Genomic DNA, 18,665 nt, shown 5'->3' on the forward strand with positions numbered 1-18,665 from the left:
ATCACGACACTTGACCCCTTGTTCGTTGCCCGGATCCAGAACCGGTCTCCGGCGCTCAACCGCACACGCCCCGTCCGCTCCCGGCGCTCAGCCGCACACGGTTCACCCGCCCCACCTCCGACGCTCAGCCGCGCAGGGCCCGCCACAGGACGGCCGGCCGGACGAGGGCCGAGGGTGGGTCCAGCAGACCGCTCACCCTGCTGAAAGCGACCGCGACCTGCGGATCGTGGGCGGCGACCCGCTGCAGTCTGCCGAGGTAGGCGTTGAGCATGCGGGCCAGCGGGGTTCGTGCCGCCTCGGCTTCGCGCAGGGCCAGGTCGGCGCCGCTGGACAGCTGCCAGGCGGGGTCGAGGGCCTTGGCGGCGGCGGCGAAGTAGCGGCGGGCGAGGTCGCCGGTGCCCTCGCGCAGGCACTCGCGCATCGCGAGCGCGTACAGCGCGCCGACCGACATGCCCTGACCGTAGATCGGGTTGAAGTTACAGATCGCGTCGCCCGTGACGAGCAGCCCCTCGGGAAAGCGGCTCAGCCGTTCGTACCTGCGCCGCACGCTGGTGGGGATCCTGGCCGTGCCGATCTCGCCGAGGGGCTCGGCCGCGCGCACCGCCGCCGCCACGTCGGCCGGGGCCACCTCGTCGAGCCAGGCGAAGAACCCCTCGGGGTCGACGGGCGGGCGCACTCCCGCGACGCCGCCCAGCGTCACCAGCCAGCGATCACCCTCCACCGCGCAGAGCGCGGCGCCCTTGGGTCGGCCCGGGTAGGTCCCTACGATGATCATGCGATCCTCCCCCAGCGCCCTTTCGGGAAGCCGGAGGTACCACGTCGCGTAGGCGACCTCGACCTTGACGGTCTCCTCCTGCGGCCGGTCGAATCCCATCGACTCCAGCCAGGCGAGCGTCCGCCCTCCCCTGCCCATCGCGTCGATGACGAGATCGGCGGGTATCTCCCGCTCCCCGTCGTCACCGGCGATCCGCACGCCGACGACCCGGCCCTCCCTGGTCGCGAGCCCGCCGACCTGGCTGCGGTCCGTCGTCGCCAGGTTCGGCAGCCCCCGCACCCTCCGCAGGAGGTGGCTCTCCAGGAACGGCCGGGTCGACGACACACCCGTATCACCCGTCGGCATCTTCGCGAACTCGTGTCCCCCTATGATCATCCGAAGCTGCACGATCATCTCGTACGGCACGGCGCCCTCGGCGAGCATCTCCCCGGTGAGACCGGGGAACAGCTCCTCCAGGATCTGCAGGCCGCGCGGCAGCAGCGAGTGCGCGTGGAACCCCTGCGGCACGCCCTTGCGGGAGCCGTCGCCTCCCAGCGCGTCACGTTCGACGAGGGTCACCCGGTCGTAGAAATCAGTCAGGACCCGCGCGGCGAGCAGCCCGCTGATCCCCGCTCCCAGGACGATCGCGTGCTCTCCGGTCTTACGGATCATGGTTGCCTCCACGATGGCGAGAATGACGCCGGGAAATCTCCTGCAGGAACACCGAATATATGAACTTAATGATCTTCTGCGGCGGGGAATCCCCGCAGCCGGACGCCTATCGTGAGTTCCATGAGTGTGGATACGGCCTTCGTGCTGGGCGGCGGAGGCGTGCTCGGCGCCCACGAGGTGGGGATGTTGCAGGCGCTGGACGAGGCGGGCGTCAAGCCGGACGTGATCGTCGGCACCTCCGTGGGCGCGCTGAACGGCGTCGTGCTCGCGGCCGACCCCGCCGGCGCGGTCGCGAGCCTGGCCGGGCTGTGGCGGTCCGACGTGGTCCGCACGGCCTTCGCCGGGTCGTGGATGACCCGGCTGTCCACCCTCGCCAAGTCCGGCACCCACCTGCACTCCGTCGGCCCGCTGCGCGGCCTGCTGACGCAGATGCTGCCGGTCTCCCGCATCGAGGATCTGGCCGTGCCGTTCCAGTGCGTGGCCGCCTCCGTCGAACGCGCCACCGCCCACTGGTTCTTCGAAGGCCCCGTGGTCGAGGCGGTCCTCGCCTCCTGCGCCGTGCCCGGCCTGCTTCCGCCGATCCGCATCGGCGACGAGCATTTCCTCGACGGCGGGCTGGTCCACAGCATTCCCGTCGGCCGCGCCGTCGCTCTGGGCGCCCGCCGCGTCTACGTCCTGCACGTCGGCCGGATCGAGCGCCCCCTGGTCGCCCCGCGCCGGCCGTGGGAGGTCGGCCTGACCGCCTTCGAGATCGCCCGCCGTCACCGTTTCGCCGAGGAGATGGCCGCGCTCCCGGCCGACGTCGAGGTCCACATCATGCCGGCCGGCGGCGACAATCGCCCCGGGATGGACCTCTCCCAGCTGCGCTATCGGGATTCGTCGCGTATATCTGGGTATATCGAACGCGCCTACCGGGCTTCGTCCCACTACCTGGCCCAGCACCCGCCCGGCTGAGCCGTACCGTGCGGGGCCGTGCCCAGGGAGGAGGCTCTCGATGCTCCCTCCCCGCATTCTGCGCCGACTGATCCTCGCGCCCCTGCTCATCGTGCTCACCGTGGTCGCGGTGGTCACGCTTCCGGTCTGGCTGCTGGTGGTGGCCGCCGCCTCCCTGCGGCTGCCGCCACCGCAGCGACGCGGCACCCGGCTGGTCTGGTTCGCGGTGGCGTGGCTGGCGCTGGAGTCGATGGCGCTCGTCGCCTGCCTGGGACTCTGGGTGGCCGCCGGCCTCGGCGGGCGGCTCCATCGGGACGAGCACCAGGAACGGCACTACGCCCTGATCCGCTGGTTCCTGTCCCGGATATACGGCGTCGCCGTACGGATCTTCCAGCTCAGCGTCGAGGTCGACGAGCCGCCGCTGACCCCCGACGAGCTCTCCCGCCGCCTCACCCGGCCGGTCGTCGTCCTGTCCCGTCACGCCGGCCCTGGCGACTCCTTCCTCCTCATCCACCACCTCCTCGCGGTGTACGGCAGGCGTCCGAGAATCGTGATGAAGGCCGCCCTGCAGCTCGACCCGTCGCTGGACGTGGTGATCAACCGGCTGCCCAACGCCTTCGTCCCCCGCGAGACCGCCGAGAGCGGCGTCCTGGCCGAGATCCGCCGCCTGGCCTCCGGCATGGACGCCGACGACGCCCTGGTGATCTTCCCGGAGGGCGGGAACTTCACCCCCAGGCGCCGGCTGCGGGCCATCCTTCGCCTGGAGGAGAAAGGCCTGACCGAAGAGGCCGCCCGCGCCCGCGGGCTGGACCACCTCCTCGCCCCCCGGCCCAACGGGGCCATCGCCGCCATCGAGGCCTGCCCCAGCGCGGACGTGGTCTTCGTCGCCCACACCGGCCTGGACGACCTGGTCACGCTCGGCGACATCTGGCGCAAGCTCCCCGTGCGCGCCGAGATCAAGGCCAAGTGGTGGCGGGTGCGGGCCGCCGAGATCCCCCGCGACCGCGAAGGCCGGATCCGCTGGCTCATGGACCACTGGGAGAAGATCGACGCCTGGATAGCCGAGAACCTGCCCGCCCCGGCGGCGAGGAATTCCTCGGGGCGGGGAGGTCGTCCGAGGGATGGCTGCGGAGCTTGATCGCGTCCATGTCGGCGGCCGGCAGGACCCGGTCGGAGAGGTCTCATGGCGCGTCCCGCGACGGCCTTTCCCGCGGCCGCGGCGACGGCTTCGAGTCCGGACGTCCCACTCCTCGGCCCGCGGTGAAGGTCATCTTCCAGGATCACCGAAAAGCCGCCGGGCACGATGAAACCAACTCATCTACCGGCATCCGCCCGAAACGGTTCGAGGCACGCGCGCTCGGCCGCTGAGCGGGCGCCTCCTGGCGGCTACCAGTTCTGGGAGAGCCCGGACATACGGCGGAGGTATTCGTCCTCGTCGATCTCGCCGGCCGCGTAGCGGCGTTTGAGGATCTCCTGCGGGGTGTCCAGGGCGATCCTGCGCGCCCTGGACGCGCGCAACACCAGCGCGACGCCCAGGACCACCGCGACGATCACGGCAATGATGAAGAGGATCAACACGATCCGGATCATCATCATTCACCTTCCATAGTTCTATTGTGCGAGAAGTCCGGCGCTTCGTGGGATGCCCCGCCGGGAGGAAGGAGCGGCAGGCCGTGCGGGGCACCGCCTTTCAGCAGCCGCAGCAGGGCGTCGGTGTCCACGTGATGCTCGATCAGGTCGCCCAGGGCGTCCAGCCGCTCCTCGCGCAACGCGGCGAAGGAGACGCCGGGGGCCGCGGTGAAGTCACGGCTGGAGACGGTCGCCACGTCGGCCAGGAACGCCCGCCGGAAGTCGTCGTTCTCCAGAGCCCCGTGCCAGGTGGTCCCCCAGACGGGGCCGACCCGGCAGCCGTCCAGGAAGGGCTCGCCGCCCTCGACCGTCACGACGCCGTGATGGATCTCGTAGGCCGCGACGCGGCAGCCGTACGCCTCTCCGACCGGGCGGCCCAACGTCTTGCCCGCGGCGAACTTCACCGTCGCAGGCAGCAGGCCGAGCCCGTCGACCCGGCCGGCTCCGGACTCGACGTCGTCGTGGATGGTCCGGGCGAGCATCTGGTAGCCGCCGCAGATGCCCAGCACGGCCCGGCCGCGCAGGGCGTCGGCCAGGCCGGTGGCGCGCAACCAGGCCAGGTCGGAGACGGTCGCGCGGGAGCCCGGCAGCACCACCAGGTCGGCGTCGTCCAACTCGGCCGGCGAGGTCACGAAGCGGACCGCCACGCCGGGCTCGGAGGCCAGGGCGTCCATGTCGGTGAAATTGGAGATGCGCGGCAGCCTGACCACCGCGACCCGCAGGGTCTGCCTGCCGTACGGCGTGCGCGCCCCGATCGCGGGCCGGTTGTCCAGGGCGAGGGAGTCCTCGACGTCCAGCCACAGGCCGTCCAGCCAGGGCAGCACGCCGTACACCTCACGGCCGGTCAAGTCTTTGATCATGTCGAGACCGGGTGCGAGGAGCTCGGGCGCCCCCCGGAACTTGTTGATCACGAATCCGGCGATCAGCGCCTGGTCGGCGGGCTCCAGCAGGGCCACCGTCCCGTACAGCGAGGCGAAGACCCCGCCCCGGTCGATGTCGCCGACCACGACGACCGGCAGGCCGGCGGCGCGGGCCAGTCCCATGTTGGCGATGTCGCCCCTGCGCAGGTTGATCTCCGCCGGGCTGCCCGCGCCCTCGCAGACCACCACGTCGTAGGTGCCGCGCAGCCGTTCCAGCGCGTCCACGGCGACCTGGCGGAGCCGGTCCTTGACGTCCCAGTACTCCATCGCGTCCACATCGGCCAGCGGCCTGCCCATGACCACGACCTGACTGCGCCGGTCGCTGCCCGGCTTGAGCAGGATCGGGTTCATGTCCGCGGTGGGCTCCAGGCCGCACGCGGCGGCCTGCATCGCCTGCGCCCTGCCGATCTCGGCGCCGTCGGCGGTGACGAAGGAGTTCAGTGACATGTTCTGCGCCTTGTACGGCGCGACCTTCACCCCCCGCCGGGCCAGCCAGCGGCAGATCCCGGCGGTGACGACGCTCTTGCCGGCGTCGGAGGTGGTCCCGGCGACCAGCAGGGAGCCTCTCATGCGCGCACCGTCCGCGATCCCGTGGACGGCACGACGGACACGGACACGGACGCAGACGCGGCGGACGCAGACACGGCGGACGCGGACACGGCGGGCACGGTCACGGTGGCCACGGTCACGGGCGCAGGCACAGGCACAGGCACAGGCACAGGCACGATGGCCGTGGACATAGCGGGCACGGGCACAGCGGTCACGGGCACAGCAGACACGGGCACGGTCACGGTCACGGCGACGACAGGCCTGAGGCGGCCGGCACCGGCCAGGATCACGGGCGGCTCCCCGGACGGATCGACAATCATGGTGACCAGCATGACGCGCGGCACGCCGAGACGCCCACTCGGGCCGGGGACCACCGGCGAAGCACGCTCTTTCCCCACCGGATCAAGAGCGGGGAACCTTCCGATCCACAATGGAGAACATGGGTACAGGCCCTCGGAAGCCCGCTCGAGTCAGGGGCCGAGCCCACTCGGGCCGGGACTACCGGCGGGCGCGCCGGAGCGCCGCGAGGACGGCGAGGCCGGCGGCGGCCAGGCCCACCGCCCGTGCCAGCCGTACCGACCTGCGGATGTCCCCGATCGACGGCCTGGGCCCGTCACCCATCTCGGGCCGGTGCTCCACGCGATGGCCGTAGACGTTGGTGCCGCCGAGCGTGACGTCCAGTGCCCCGGCGAAAGCCGACTCGCACCGGCCCGCGTTGGGACTCGGGTGGCGGTGGCCGTCCCGGCGCAGCACGGCCGCCGCCCGGCGGGCCGAGCCGCCGGACAGTGGCGCGCCGAGAACCGTGAGCACCCCGGTGATCCGGGCCGGAACGAAGTTGGCCACGTCGTCGAGCCGCGCCGAGGCCCAGCCGAAACGTTCGTACCGGGCGTTGTGGTGACCGACCATCGCGTCCAGCGTGTTGACCGCCCGATAGGCCAGCAGCCCTGGGACCCCGGCCACCGCCCCCCAGAACAGCGGTGCCACCACGGCGTCGGAGGTGTTCTCCGCGATCGACTCGACGGTGGCCCTGGCCAGCTCGGAGGCGTCGAGGAGGGAAGGGTCCCGCCCGCACAGGTGCGACAACCTCCCTCGTGCCCCGGCGAGGTCGCCGGCCTCCAGGAGCTCCGCCATGGCCACCCCCTCGCGCCCCAGCGTCGTGCCGCCCAGCACCGACCAGGTCGCCACGGCGCTCAGTATGCCCCGCACCACCGGGTGTCCAGTACGGGACACGGCCAGTCCCAGCAGCGCCGCCGGGGCGACGCACAGCGCGGTGTAGAGGGCCCCGGCCGGTCGGGCGTCGCCGTACACCCGCCGCTCCAGCGCGGCGGCGGCCCGCCCGAACAGCGCCACCGGATGCCCGCGCCTCGGATCGCCGAACACGGCGTCGATCGCCACCCCGGCGAGCATCCCCAACGCCTCGGCCCGCCTGGACGCCGAGCGGCCGGACGGACTTCCGGACCCGGACCGACCGGATGAGAGCCCGGACGGACCTTCAGCAGCGGGCCGGCCGACGGAGAGCCGGGGAAGGGATCGATCAGACGAGATGGGCATGGAGCTCATCCTGGTGTGTTTCAAGCCATGCGCAGGCCCGGCGGATGCGCTCCCCGGCGCCCCCGTCCCACATGCGGGCCCAGCCGCCGCCCATGGTGGCCGCCTTGACGCGCATGGCGTGGTAGGAACGGTCGAAGCGGAGCCGGGCGAGATCGAGGAGACGCCGGCGGTCGCGTGGTGTCAGACCGTACGCGTCGCAGAACAGGCGCAGCCGCGGACCGACCGCGAGATCACGCCGTAGTGGCTCCAGATCGACCGGGTCGGCGATCGGAGCCCAGTGCCGCAGCGTGGTCACCACATCGAACAGCCGGGTCGTCGGCCGGGCCATGTCGAAGTCGATCAGTGCGGCGGGAAGCCCGTCCCGGAAGATCACGTTGTCGAGGGTGATGTCGCAGTGACCGATCACCTCCGGAGCCGCGTCGTCGTTGGACCCGGCCTCCCAGACGGCACGCGGCGGCGGGACGAAGCTCGCGGAGGCGTCGTGGAAGCGCCTCAGCAGCATCGCCAGCGCGGCCAGCGACTCGTCGGCGACCGCGTAGGCGGCCGACGGAGCGGCGGCGGAGTCGCCCTCGACATAGGTCAGGACCTCCCGGCCCTGCCCGTCCAGACCCACCACTCGGGGCGCGCCGTCGAACCCGACCGCCTCCAGGTGCCGCAGCAACGCGTGCACCGAACGCGTCGAAGGCCGGGTGGGCCTGCGGACGGTCTCACCGACCCGTACCACCCCGTCGGTCACGTCACCGCCCAGCAGGGGGATCTCCTCTTGGACCGTGACGGCGAACATGGCATACGAGCCTAGACCGGTCCACCGGATGGGAAAACCCGTTTCGGACAGCCCGGCTCGTGTTTCGAAGGCCGTCGGTATCTACCGGTACGCATACGGAAGGACGGCACACGGATCCGGCAGGACTGCTGCGGCGCTTGTCCCCAACCTGCGCCAGGAGCGTCCCGACAGGCTGCTCCCGGCCTGTCTCCGACTTGCTCCCGGCCTGCTCCCGCCCTGTTTCCGAGTGGTCGCCGAGCCCGGCGGGAAGCTCGTGAACCGCCGATCGCCTCCTCGGCAGAGGCGCCCCGGCACCGTGTTCACGGCCTCCGCAGCCGGCCCCGTAGAGTGATCCTCGCGACACGTGGGCAAATCCGATACATGGACACTCCCCGGATCATGCACAATTAGGCGGGAGCGCCCTTAGCTCAGCTGGATAGAGCATCGGACTTCTAATCCGACGGTCGCAGGTTCGAATCCTGCAGGGCGCGCTTCGCATGATCAGCAAAAAGAGCCTCTGACCAGCAACAATGCTGGTCAGAGGCTCTCTTGGTGTGTACGGTGGTGTGCGGTCAGCGGCGAGTGACTGCGGCTGACTGTGCCAAATACGTGCCAAGGATCGGGGCTGGCTCCGGGTCTCGCCCTTGCATGCTCGCCATCTGTAAGCACCTCGATACCCGTTAGTCCCCCGTCGGCAGCTTTGACCACTAACCTCCACGTTCATGAACAATCCGAGCGTTGCGACTACGGCAGACGTGTTGACGCAGGTCAACAAGGGAGTCGGCGTCGTCATCGCCTTGGTCGGAGCTATTGCCGCTGCTCCTGATGGCGCTCGCCTGATCTTCTAGATCTCAAGAACTTGGAGCACACGCCTCGATCGAGGCGCCACGAAGACCACCCCAATCGGCGCAGCCAGCGAAGCTATCCTGACAGGCAGCGCAACGATGGCTGCTTCTGGCAATGGAGAGGGTAATTGTGCGTCGGAAGCATTGATCGCCCAGCGAGGAACAGCTGGTCATCGGAATCGACCGCGATACACCTGACGGACACACTGTCCACCGGCTCAATGCTCATGATCGCACGAGACGACTCCGAGCGGAGAGTACGGCATCGCGATGACTTGCGCTTGAGCTTGAACGGCACGTCGCCCGAGGGCGTAAACGAGACGCGCCACGTTCCGGCCGCTCGGTTCTTCCAACGCTCGTCGGACTGCCAGGCACCGGTCGCTGCCCTCCACCCTAGGGACCGGGCAAGATGCTCCACCGCGTCCACAAGCGCTCGGCTGGATGAAGTGAAGGTGCAGTTGCCTCGTTCATTGACGTAGCCATCGCTGTCCATAAGGCCCTGTAGGAGCTCAAGCCTCTGCTCATGAGAAGCCCACAAGTACAGATCCGGTACGTGCTTGTTGCCGAGTACGCCCAAGGATCGTAGAGCATGCTGTGAGGTGCCCTGCTTGCCGTACCGCTGGCCGTGGTTAAACCGGATTTGGACGGCGCCCCTGTCCTCGCCGTAGTCATAGACCGAAGTCGTCATGCCGGCCTCTTCGAGGTTCAGCAGCGTCTCGTCAAAGTCGTCCCGGCCGACGGTGAGCGTGGCAACTCTGCTGTCGCCGTCACCGAGCCACATGCCCAAGACATACGGATCGAGTGGCAGGTCCGCCGAAGCACATTTCAGGGGCTCCGGCCTTGGTACCGCGAAACGGAGGCCGCCGTACCAGTTGGCCGTGGCCATCTGGTCGGTAGTCCACTCAGCCCACCGCTGCTTGCTCTTGCGATCGAACGCCCACCAGCGGTGTGTGGCATCCGACACTACCGAGTCGCCGTCGTCGAAGGTGACTCGGTAGCACGGGCGCCCGTGCTTGATCGGAGCCACACCCCAGACCAGGATGGGCTTCCCGCCTCGACTGAACACGTAATCGCCGATTTTGAGATCCGCCATAGTCGACCATCCGGAGGGCGTGGGGACGGGGGTATCGAGCGCTAGAGGCTCCTGCGCGATCACAACGGCTCCTTGCCAGCTTCTTGCCTTGATTCGTCACCGTGCACGCGGTCGGCAAAGCCGACGTGAGCGATGACGGTGCCGCAGCCGCCAGTGCAGCCTCACCATCGGCACTGCAGCGCCACGAAAAGGCTCCTTCGGCATGGCGAGTGTGAAGTGAATGATGATGCGAGTCGTCTGTAATGACAACACCGACAGTTCCGCCTTGAGGAAGAGAGTGTCAGATCCACTTCACAAAGGAAGTCGCTTGGTACGGCAACCGGCGAGGCGTTCCCTGCAGTCCCTCGGGACGGTCGGGAGTACGCGGGATTGCATATGACCCTGCACTTCTCCGCCGCTCACGTGTTGACCGACCGTGCTTCGGTCTCGACTTGATGACATCGGTGAGCCGCGTCGCCGCCTTAGGCTGTCATGGCGATGTGATATCCCGCTGGCCCTCTCGCAACCAGACTCCCGACCCGGACGCGCCCTCCGCCACGCCAGAGGTAAGCCGTCGACCACGAGCGGCAGCATGGTGGATCACCCTGGCCGCCCTTGCAGTAGCCGCAACAGCGTTCGGCATGGCCTGGTGGCTCCTCACCAATCTCCCTGTGAGCCCCGCCCTGCCCCCAATCCGGGATCCGGCCGCGGTTGTCAACGCCCGCAACGAGGTCATCCGAACCGCGCTTGCCGCCGCTGCGGGAGTCGGCGCCGCCATTACCTTGGCCCTCGCCTTCCGCCGACAACGGCACACCGAAATCGTCGCCGACCGTACCGAACACGACGCCAGCGAACGCCGCGTCACTGAGCTCTATACCAAAGCCGCCGAGCAACTCGGCAAAGACGACGCCCCTGTTCGGCTCGCCGGCCTCTACGCTCTCGAACGGCTCGCCCAGGACACCCCCGCGCTGCGACAGACGATCGTGGACCTCATCTGCTCCTATCTGCGCATGCCCTATACCCCGCCTCAAGAGCCAGACCGGCACGACAAGATCCGTGCCGCACGGCGAGCCGCCCGCACCCGCAGCACGACGCCCACCGACGGGAGTAAGCGCGACCCTCGCGAGGAAGCCCAGGTACGCCTTACCGCCCAGCGCATCCTCAGTGCCCACCTTCGCTATCAGCCGCCAGACCGTCGCCACTGGTGGCAACGAGGCGGCCCCGACCCTAATTCTCGCTACTGGCCGGGAACTCGTCTCGACCTCACCGGTGCCACTCTCATCGACTTCAACCTTTGCGACTGCCGCATGAGCAACGCCGTGTTCTCCGGGACGACCTTTATCGGCGATACCCTGTTCGTCGGGACAACCTTCGCCCGCGGTGCCGCCTTCTTCAGTGCAACCTTCACCCGCAGCGTCCTGTTCACCGGTGCGACCTTCACCGACGTGGCCGCTTTCCGCGACGCGACCTTCATGCAGGAGGCCTGGTTCGGCGGGGCAACCTTCACCAGGGACGCCGAGTTCAGTAATGCGACTTTCACCTGCGGCGCTCAGTTCGACCAGGTGACTTTCACCCGCGACGCCGCGTTCGAGGGGGCGGCCTTCGCTGGCCGCGCTCGGTTCCCCGATGCGAGCTTCACCCGCAGCGCTCGGTTCTCTGGGGCGACCTTCACTAGCGGCGCCATGTTCACCGGGGTGACCTTCACCGGAGGCGTCCTGTTCGACGAGACGACGGGCCTGGAGAGTGCCGAACTAAGCGGAGTACGACTCTCATCGATGGCCGGGGAGATGACGCGGGAGTGGCCGCCAACTTGGAAGGTGGCAGTGGATACGGACGGGTTGCAGACAGTCAGCATGGCGACTGCCCTGGATGAGGCGTCAGCGATAAAAGCTTGATTATTGCCCAATGTCCGCCCAACCGGAGGAGAAGCTGAGGACTGTAGCAGCGCTTTCTCAGATGAAGCCCGTAATTCAGGGTGCATATCGCCCTATCTTCTAATCGGACGGTCGCAGGTTCGCATCCTGCAGGGCGCGGCATCGACTGAGCAGTAAAAGAGAGCCTCTGACCAGCGGGAACGCCGGACAGGGGCTCCTCGGTGTGTGCGGTGACGTGCGGTCAGCGGCGGGCGACTGCGGATAGCTGTGTCGATATGTACCCAAGGTTCCAAAACGGCTTCAAGGTGTGCTCAGATCACCGAAGCTCTCGACAGGACGCGCGCGAGGGCGCCGTGAGGTAGCTCTGTGCTCGCACAGAGGTGGCTCCTGGGGGACATGGTTGCCATGACGGCCCGATCACCATCAGTAACCGAATATGAGAAAATCGAGTACTGTAGCTATCACGCACCGGTACCGTCACGTCTGTGGCTCAAGACGAAAAAACTCGACGTTCTGGCCGTTTCTGGCTGGCCGGCGCTCCCGAGCGGACTGTAGGTGGCTGGCTCGACTTTTCTGGTCGTTGGCCTTTGCTCACGCTCGCAGACCCGCTCACACCGTCCATGCGAGAAGCGTCCCGGTCGACCTCATCGGATGGCACTCCGTTCGTGACGATGGTGCCAGCTGACGACGCTCAGACGAACGACGGCCTCGTCATCCACGGGATGCTCCGTAACCCCTCTCGGAGGGTCACCCTTGTTGGAGCCTTCACCTCAGGCCGCTCGGAAATCATCGGCGGCGTGGTCCACGACCCAGGCGAACAACGGTTTCGAGCCGAGTACGTCCTCGTAGGACCACACCAGATGGGCGCTGACACAACCTTCACCATGGCACGACTGCGAGTGAGGCACCTCGACTCGTGGGCGAACCTGCCGGGTATCTCCATCGAACTTAAGGAGGACTGGAGCCAGATCACCGCTCGCTACGAAAAGCACGAGCAAGCATCCGTCATGGTGACAGGCGGCGGAGAGCTCGTTCTCGGCGAGAAGATCAATCTCCAAGAGCCGACGATGCAGGGGGCAGGGTTCAAGCGCTCAGCCGAGTTGCTGCTCAACGACCCTGATGGGCTCACCGTGGACAAATGGTGGCGGAAATTCGTCACACCGATGACTGAGCTGTTCACAATGGCCATCGGCTTTCCCTGTCCGCCTATTGAGCTAAAGCTTTATCGGGATGAAGACAAGGAGTGGGTAGATGTACAACATCCACAACTTCAAGAGGATACCGACGCACTCCTTTACTCGCATCAGGTCCTTCTCTCCCGCAATCAGCTCACACTTGATCACCTAGCAAAATGGCTAGATATTTCGGCAGACCTAGCCCCGATTCCGGCCCTTGTGACGGAGACAATCACCGCTCATGAACGTCCTCTACCTAGCCGCCTTCTTGAGATGACTATCGCCACAGAAGGACTGCATCGTCGACTTCAGCCGAGGGCTCAAGTAATGACCCGCAGCCAAAAAGACAGGGCCAGGAGACAAGCTAAAGAGGCGGTCCCCGAAGAGCTAAAGGAGCGTGTCAGTGAAGCACTCATGCACATTGATGCACCCTCTTACATCGAGAGGTTGCGCTACATCACCGATCTCACTCGCGAAGCGGTTCCTCTAGCGGCTGGGTTGACGGCGCCGAGCCAGGATGAGCAGGAACTCGACACTACAAGAGATTGGGAGGAGCGCATCAAAGCGGTCCGCAATGGCTTTGCTCACCAGGCTCCTCGTTCAGGTGGCACTCCTGAGGACGCAGAATGGAAGGAGCAGGCAATCCTCTTGAGAACGCTCTACTGGGTTCTCACCGCAGCCCTTCTACTGCAGGCCGGGGTAGAGCCTTCAAGGCTCGGGGAACGAATCGAGAACTACGATCTTTACCGCACCCTGCTTAGGCAAGCTCGACAGTGGCTTCCGGAAATCTACATGGTTCAACGTAAATGCCCGCCGCCTGAGCACCTAGCGGCGGGCAGCATACCTGAAAATTAATCTGCGAACATAGCCTTCCCAAAGTTAATATCGCCTAGCGCACAACCAGAGATGGAAGCCTGTCTTGGCGTGGATGGTGGTCGCGACCAGCGGAGGGTAGCTGCGGTTAATCACCCCGGATAAGCCCCCAAGTCTTTTGGCTGATTCCATTCATTCGTTCTCTCTGAGCGCTTCAGCGATCCGACGCTTAGCTGCTTCGTCCTGACCGACGATGCACTTGGCGTAGATCCTGAGCAGGACTTCCACGCTGTGACCGGCCCACGCGGCCGCCTGCTGGGTGCCACTCCCGCGTTCAACCACGTGGAGACGCAGGCATGTCGCAGGTCGTAGACGCGCTTGGCCAGCGGTGAGGCGACCTCCTCCCCGGTGAGCGCATTCTCTCGGGCCTTGGCTCACACGCGTCGGTAGGCGATGCTGGGCAGCTCTCCCCCGCGCACGCCGGAGAACAGCCGGCCATCGGCGGCCCTGCCGTACGGCGCGGCCAGATGCGTGCGGAGAATCCCGACCAAGAGGGGCGGAATCGGCACGGTGCGGCTGTGACCGTCCGCACGATGCTTGAGCGAGCGTTCCTCGCGGAGCGCGCCGTCATCGGTCCACTCCCGGCCTGCAAACGGGGCCGCCGTGGCGAAGTGCAACTCTCCCCACTCCCCCGGCTCCTCCCACTGGCCGGCCTCCTCGTCCAGGACCAAGGGGGCGGAAGGATGATGTTGTGCTTCCTGAGGAGGACAACCTCCTTAGGCCGTAAGCCCGCGTAGTACATGAGCGCGAAGAACGCCACGAGACGCTTGCCGCTCGACTTCTGGGCTTCTACGGCGGCCAGCAGGGCGCGGCGCGGGTGCCGATTAATCATCCGGCCAGGTCAAGCCGCGTGTCGGTATTCCTCAGGACACCTCCGAGCCGATCACGTCGGCGGATATCCAATGAGGCGATCGAGGCCGAGTCGATGCCGGGATCAACGAGTGGTCGAAGCGGAGCAGCCTGTCGGAGAGCCCGATGAGGCCGGTGTTCGTTATAGAAGGTCTCGAGCTCGCGCAGCGCATACAGAAGGTGGCGCTGGTTCCAGATCAAGGTCCGGTTCAGCAGCTCGCGCCGGCAGATCTGGATCCATCGCTCCATGACGGAGTTCGTTCGCGGCATACGTGCGCCGCTTTTGATGATACGTACTCCCGCGTCGGCCAGCACAGCGTCGAAAGCCGCAGTGAACTTGGCGTCTCGGTCACGGATGAGGAATCTCGCTGCGGTGCCCGCGTCCTGCAGGTCCATGACGAGGTTGCGGCCGAGCCGGATGACCCGCTCCTCCGTCGGGTGCGCAGTGACACCGAGGATCCGCACCCGGCGGGTGGCGTGCTCGATGACCGCCAAGACGTACAGTCGCGCCCCCATCAGCGTGCGGACCTCGAAGAAGCCACAGGCCAGCAGCGCATCGGCCTGACTGCGTAAGAAATCGGACCAGGCGGTGTGCTCCCGTTCCGGAGACGGATCGATGCCGTGGTCTTTGAGGATCTCCCTGACCGTGGAAGCCGCGGCCTTGATACCGAGCGCAGCCAGCTCGCCGTGGATACGCCGGTAGCCCCACGAGGAGTTCTCCCGGGCCAGCCGCAGCACCAGGACGCGGATGGATCGGACAGTGCGCGGGCGTCCCCGCCGCCGATGAGCACTGGCTGCGGCGTGCCGGCGCCGCAGCAGATCACGATGCCAGCGCATGATCGTGTCAGGTCGGATCAACAACGTGAGGCGCCGCAGCGTGTCCATCGGCAGACGATGCAGCAGCCCCGCGAGAAGGAACCGATCTTCCCGAGTGAACGCGGGCTTGTTCACCTGCCGTTGCAGCACGGTCAGCCGATGCCGGAGCACCAAGATCTCGATGTCCTTGGCGCGATCGCTGGTCGACAGCAATCGCAGGAGCGAGAAGGTGGTCGTCACCATGAGAAAGGTGGTCGTCACCATGAGATAGGCCAAGCGCAGCAACACGACCGATCATCCCGCCGATATCTGGCGCAGCGCTCGGAGCGCTCGCCCGAAAGGACGGATCGTCCACCATGTCTCTAGCCTGCACGGATGAATATTCGGCACCCGCAGCTCGCCGTAGGCCTTGCGCGGGCCGGTGGCGGAGATCGCGAGGTCGGTCATGATCGGGTCTTTGAGGGTCGGGTACGGACCCGGGGGCGGCGCCTTTCTGAGCCGCCCCCGGGTCCTACGGCCCGGTACGGCCTATCGGGACGTGGTCGGGCAGAACTCGGCGTCGAGCACGTTGGTGAGGACGCCCAGTCCGCTCCAGTCGCCGTTGACCTGGCTGGTGAGCAGGTGCTTGCCGTCACGCGATCCCATGGCGTACACCCACGAACCATAGGTCGCGCCTCCGTTGCCCCAGACCGTGACGCCGCACGACAGCTCCTGGGTGAAGACGCCGAGGCCGTAGCGGGTGGCGGGGATCCACGGGTAGGCCTTGCCGTTCACGCTGGTGTCGACGGGGTCGTCGAACATCTGGTGCTGCTGGGCGGGCGGCAGCAGGCGTCCGCCCAGCAGCGCGCCGAAGAAGCGCTGGAGGTCACCGGTGGTCGAGACGATACCGCCGGCCGCCCAGGAGAAGGACTGGTTCATCTCGGTCGCGTCGTGGATCTTGGGGTTGGGGTCCTGGGAGAACAGGGTGGAGTAGTGCCGGGGGTGGGCGCCGCGGATCTTCGCCTCACTTCCCGGCAGGTAGGTTCCGGTCAAGCCGAGCGGGCCGATGATGCGCTGGTGCAGCTGCTGGCCGTAGGTCTTTCCCGTCGCCTTTTCGATGATCAAGGCGGCCAGGTAGTAGTTGGTGTTGGAGTAGCCGAAGCCCTTGCCCGGATCGAAGTAGGGCCCGGCGGCGTTGGCCAGGCCGATCTTCACCAACTGCTGCGGGGTGTAGGAGTCGTAGCGGTGCTCGTACCAGGCCTCACCTACGCCCTTGGTGAAGAACTCCTCGTCGTTGCCGTAGTTGAAGATCCCGCTGCTGTGGTTGAGCAACATGCGGATGGTGATCTTGTGGCCGTCGTAGCCGTTGCCCTGGACGAGGCCGGGCAGCCACTTCTCCACGGTGTCGTCGAGCTTCAGCTTCCGCTCCGCGACCAGTTGCATGACCACGGTGGCGGTGAAGGCCTTGGTGGTGCTGCCGATGCGGAACCGCTCGTGCTGCTGCCGCTTGCGGCCGGTGGTGGTGTCGGACACGCCCGCCGAGCCGAACCATCTGCCGCGGCGGTCACGGACCTCGGCGACCATGCCGGGAGCGCCGCTGCCGGCCACGGCGTTGTCGAGAGCGCGTTGCACTTCGGCGTGGCCGGAGGCGGGCTGTGTGGCTGCCGCGGGGGCCGCGGGGGCCGCGGACGCCGCGGGGGCCGCCACGGTGGCCCCCACCATCGTCACTGCGGCGAGGAGCAGTCCCGCCTTGGCGGAGAAGGACGTGGTCATGTCAGTTTCCTTCAGGAGTTCGGTTCTCAAGGTCAAGGGAGGTCGTCAGCGCGCCATCTGGTCGCGCTTCGGGGTTTCGGCCGGTACGGCGCTCGCGTGCCTGGCGGTGACGATCACCCCTACGGTGGCCGCCGCCGTGAGTAGCGCCACCGTGGCGAGGGCGGCGAGGGTGGCCGTGTCCGGGTGGATCAGGGACTGGCCGCGCCAGGCCTGCCAGGTCACGACCGCGACCAGCCCGGTGTAGCCGAGGGCGGCGCTGCCGACCAGGCGGGCGCGGACCTTTTCGGCGCGCAGCCAGGCGTGCTTGGCGGCCAGGGCGGCCAGCACCGCGGTGAGCAGGAGCAGCACCTGGATGCCGTGCAGGGCGAAGAAGTGCGGTACCCGGAAGTCGCCGCCGGTCACGCTCCAGCCGGTGAGGGGCATGCCGTGGCCGTCGGGGTCGCCGATGCCGTGGCCCTGGTACATCGGCACCTGGTGGCCGTTGGCGTCGGTCACCGTGCGGGGGTGGATCTCGGCGACCAGCCAGTAGACCGGCACCAGCATGCCGAAGACGGCCAATCCCAGCCCGGCGCGGATCGCTCGGTTCAACGAGGCCCCGCCGGTGCGCTGGATCAGTACGACGATCGCCAGGATCAGTTGCGTGATGAGAATGATCATCACGCCGAAGGTGAGGATGGGGACCAGGGCCAGGGTGATCGGGTCGGTCTGCTCGGCGTTGAAGTGGCTGAAGGTGCCGCGCGCCGCCTGCACGGTGATGGCGCCGACCTCGACGGTCGCGGCCAGTGCGAAGACGGTGCCGATCCACCGGCCCAGCCGCTTTCCCTTGCGTAGCTTGGTCAGCAGCCACGCCAGTGTGCCCGCGTAGAGGGCGAAGGCGAAGCCGAACTTGAGCGGCTTGACCCACACCGACTCACCCAGCAGCGTCCGGCCGTCCACCACGAGCCCGACACCGGCGGCCAGCACGAGGCCCAGCATGAGGAGCGCGCAGACCATCAGTGGCCGGTGCCAGGTGCGCAAGGGGGTGAGGAAGGACATCACGAGACGTCCGCCTTGATCAACGTGGCCAGGATCCGCGCCGCCATGGTCTGCCTGGCGGCCACCGGCGCGATCGATACCGTCCAGCATGGTGTTGCTGCGGCCAGAGGCCTTACGCAGCCCCATGGCTGTGATCGCCGGCTGGGTTGACTCGGTGGTCATGGTCCCCTCGTTTCACGGTCACTTTCTCGTCTGCCATGACCATGACGGGACCCGCTGACATCCCGCGAACAGACCGTATACAGCTCGCTGATAGATCAGCGGGCACCATCGAGATGCTCCCGCATGACGTCAGCCAGCCTGGAAACGAGGCGGGGAAAGCAAGCGGACGACGGGTCACCGTGGGTACCCGCAACGCGGTGAACACGGCACCTGATGTTGCGCGATCAGGGCGCCGGCGTGCTCGTCAGCACATCCGGCATCCACAACGAGATGAGCGTCCTGGGCATGGCATACGAGCGCCGGCTGCGATCTGTGGCCAGGGCGCTCTCGCGCACCTTCACCACGGTGGGCGTTGGCCGCCTACGACAGCGACCCGGTCCGTCGACGCGAACTCCAGTTTGGCCACCCAAGCGCGCGCAGGTCGCCGGCTCAGCCGCTGGA

Annotated in this window: 14 protein-coding genes and 1 tRNA gene; 5 read left to right on the forward strand and 10 right to left on the reverse strand. The window is 67.4% G+C overall.

Translation table 11 applies throughout. The features are described 5' to 3' along the window. Positions 1-124 precede the first annotated feature (124 nt). Complete coding sequence (locus tag ACQPYK_RS38215) at positions 125-1,426, reverse strand: FAD-dependent oxidoreductase (RefSeq protein ID WP_433242524.1); 1,302 nt, start codon at positions 1,424-1,426, stop codon at positions 125-127. A gap of 120 nt (positions 1,427-1,546) precedes the next feature. Between ACQPYK_RS38215 and ACQPYK_RS38220 the strand changes: the two genes are divergently transcribed. After that, the gene (locus tag ACQPYK_RS38220; protein ID WP_433242526.1) at positions 1,547-2,380 is read left to right on the forward strand and encodes a patatin-like phospholipase family protein; all 834 of its coding nucleotides are present in this window, start codon (positions 1,547-1,549) and stop codon (positions 2,378-2,380) included. Between the two features lie 40 nt (positions 2,381-2,420). Then, complete coding sequence (locus ACQPYK_RS38225; protein WP_433242529.1) at positions 2,421-3,497, forward strand: 1-acyl-sn-glycerol-3-phosphate acyltransferase; 1,077 nt, start codon at positions 2,421-2,423, stop codon at positions 3,495-3,497. Between the two features lie 248 nt (positions 3,498-3,745). On the opposite strand, the gene ACQPYK_RS38230 is transcribed toward ACQPYK_RS38225, so the two are convergent. The 4 genes from ACQPYK_RS38230 to ACQPYK_RS38245 form a co-directional block, all read right to left on the reverse strand. Beyond that, on the reverse strand, positions 3,746-3,937 hold the full coding sequence (locus tag ACQPYK_RS38230; protein ID WP_433242532.1) for an SHOCT domain-containing protein: 192 nt from the start codon (positions 3,935-3,937) through the stop codon (positions 3,746-3,748). Positions 3,938-3,951: 14 nt separating this feature from the next. Beyond that, complete coding sequence (locus ACQPYK_RS38235) at positions 3,952-5,478, reverse strand: cobyric acid synthase (protein ID WP_433242535.1); 1,527 nt, start codon at positions 5,476-5,478, stop codon at positions 3,952-3,954. Between the two features lie 477 nt (positions 5,479-5,955). Beyond that, complete coding sequence (locus tag ACQPYK_RS38240; protein ID WP_433242538.1) at positions 5,956-6,864, reverse strand: cobalamin biosynthesis protein; 909 nt, start codon at positions 6,862-6,864, stop codon at positions 5,956-5,958. A 127-nt stretch (positions 6,865-6,991) separates the two neighbouring features. Continuing rightward, positions 6,992-7,792, reverse strand: coding sequence for a phosphotransferase enzyme family protein (locus ACQPYK_RS38245; protein ID WP_433242541.1), 801 nt, complete (start codon positions 7,790-7,792; stop codon positions 6,992-6,994). A gap of 396 nt (positions 7,793-8,188) precedes the next feature. Here ACQPYK_RS38245 and ACQPYK_RS38250 point away from each other — a divergent pair. Further along, positions 8,189-8,262: transfer RNA gene (locus ACQPYK_RS38250), tRNA-Arg, on the forward strand. A 430-nt stretch (positions 8,263-8,692) separates the two neighbouring features. Here ACQPYK_RS38250 and ACQPYK_RS38255 read toward each other — a convergent pair. Further along, on the reverse strand, positions 8,693-9,772 hold the full coding sequence (locus tag ACQPYK_RS38255) for an LAGLIDADG family homing endonuclease (protein ID WP_433242544.1): 1,080 nt from the start codon (positions 9,770-9,772) through the stop codon (positions 8,693-8,695). A 557-nt stretch (positions 9,773-10,329) separates the two neighbouring features. On the opposite strand from ACQPYK_RS38255, the gene ACQPYK_RS38260 reads away from it, so the two are divergent. After that, a complete protein-coding gene (locus ACQPYK_RS38260) occupies positions 10,330-11,583 on the forward strand; it encodes a pentapeptide repeat-containing protein (RefSeq protein ID WP_433242547.1) in 1,254 nt (417 codons plus the stop codon). Between the two features lie 464 nt (positions 11,584-12,047). Next, entirely contained in the window at positions 12,048-13,592 is a 1,545-nt protein-coding gene (locus ACQPYK_RS38265; protein ID WP_433242550.1) for a HEPN domain-containing protein, read from the forward strand. 392 nt (positions 13,593-13,984) lie between these two features. Here ACQPYK_RS38265 and ACQPYK_RS38270 read toward each other — a convergent pair whose 3' ends face one another. The 4 genes from ACQPYK_RS38270 to ACQPYK_RS38285 all read right to left on the reverse strand — a co-directional run bounded on the left by ACQPYK_RS38270 (position 13,985) and on the right by ACQPYK_RS38285 (position 18,224). After that, positions 13,985-14,281, reverse strand: coding sequence for a hypothetical protein (locus ACQPYK_RS38270; RefSeq protein ID WP_433242553.1), 297 nt, complete (start codon positions 14,279-14,281; stop codon positions 13,985-13,987). A 157-nt stretch (positions 14,282-14,438) separates the two neighbouring features. Continuing rightward, entirely contained in the window at positions 14,439-15,563 is a 1,125-nt protein-coding gene (locus ACQPYK_RS38275) for an integrase core domain-containing protein (protein ID WP_433242556.1), read from the reverse strand. Between the two features lie 240 nt (positions 15,564-15,803). Further along, entirely contained in the window at positions 15,804-17,027 is a 1,224-nt protein-coding gene (locus tag ACQPYK_RS38280) for a serine hydrolase domain-containing protein (RefSeq protein WP_433242559.1), read from the reverse strand. 45 nt (positions 17,028-17,072) lie between these two features. Then, positions 17,073-18,224, reverse strand: a complete 1,152-nt coding sequence (locus tag ACQPYK_RS38285; RefSeq protein WP_433242562.1) for a hypothetical protein — start codon at positions 18,222-18,224, stop codon at positions 17,073-17,075. Between the last annotated feature and the right edge of the window lie 441 nt (positions 18,225-18,665).

Origin of the sequence: Streptosporangium sp. CA-135522, assembly GCF_050949235.1 — a bacterium.
Taxonomy (GTDB): Bacteria; Actinomycetota; Actinomycetes; order Streptosporangiales; family Streptosporangiaceae; genus Streptosporangium.

What these genes read in the sequence shown, in the direction of transcription:
- ACQPYK_RS38215 (WP_433242524.1), bottom strand. Translation starts at nt 1,426, where the DNA reads ATGATCCGTAAGACCGGAGAGCACGCGATCGTCCTGGGAGCGGGGATC.
- ACQPYK_RS38220 (WP_433242526.1), top strand. Translation starts at nt 1,547, where the DNA reads ATGAGTGTGGATACGGCCTTCGTGCTGGGCGGCGGAGGCGTGCTCGGC.
- ACQPYK_RS38225 (WP_433242529.1), top strand. Translation starts at nt 2,421, where the DNA reads ATGCTCCCTCCCCGCATTCTGCGCCGACTGATCCTCGCGCCCCTGCTC.
- ACQPYK_RS38235 (WP_433242535.1), bottom strand. Translation starts at nt 5,478, where the DNA reads ATGAGAGGCTCCCTGCTGGTCGCCGGGACCACCTCCGACGCCGGCAAG.
- ACQPYK_RS38240 (WP_433242538.1), bottom strand. Translation starts at nt 6,864, where the DNA reads ATGCTCGCCGGGGTGGCGATCGACGCCGTGTTCGGCGATCCGAGGCGC.
- ACQPYK_RS38245 (WP_433242541.1), bottom strand. Translation starts at nt 7,792, where the DNA reads ATGTTCGCCGTCACGGTCCAAGAGGAGATCCCCCTGCTGGGCGGTGAC.
- ACQPYK_RS38260 (WP_433242547.1), top strand. Translation starts at nt 10,330, where the DNA reads ATGGCCTGGTGGCTCCTCACCAATCTCCCTGTGAGCCCCGCCCTGCCC.
- ACQPYK_RS38280 (WP_433242559.1), bottom strand. Translation starts at nt 17,027, where the DNA reads ATGACCACGTCCTTCTCCGCCAAGGCGGGACTGCTCCTCGCCGCAGTG.
- ACQPYK_RS38285 (WP_433242562.1), bottom strand. Translation starts at nt 18,224, where the DNA reads ATGACCACCGAGTCAACCCAGCCGGCGATCACAGCCATGGGGCTGCGT.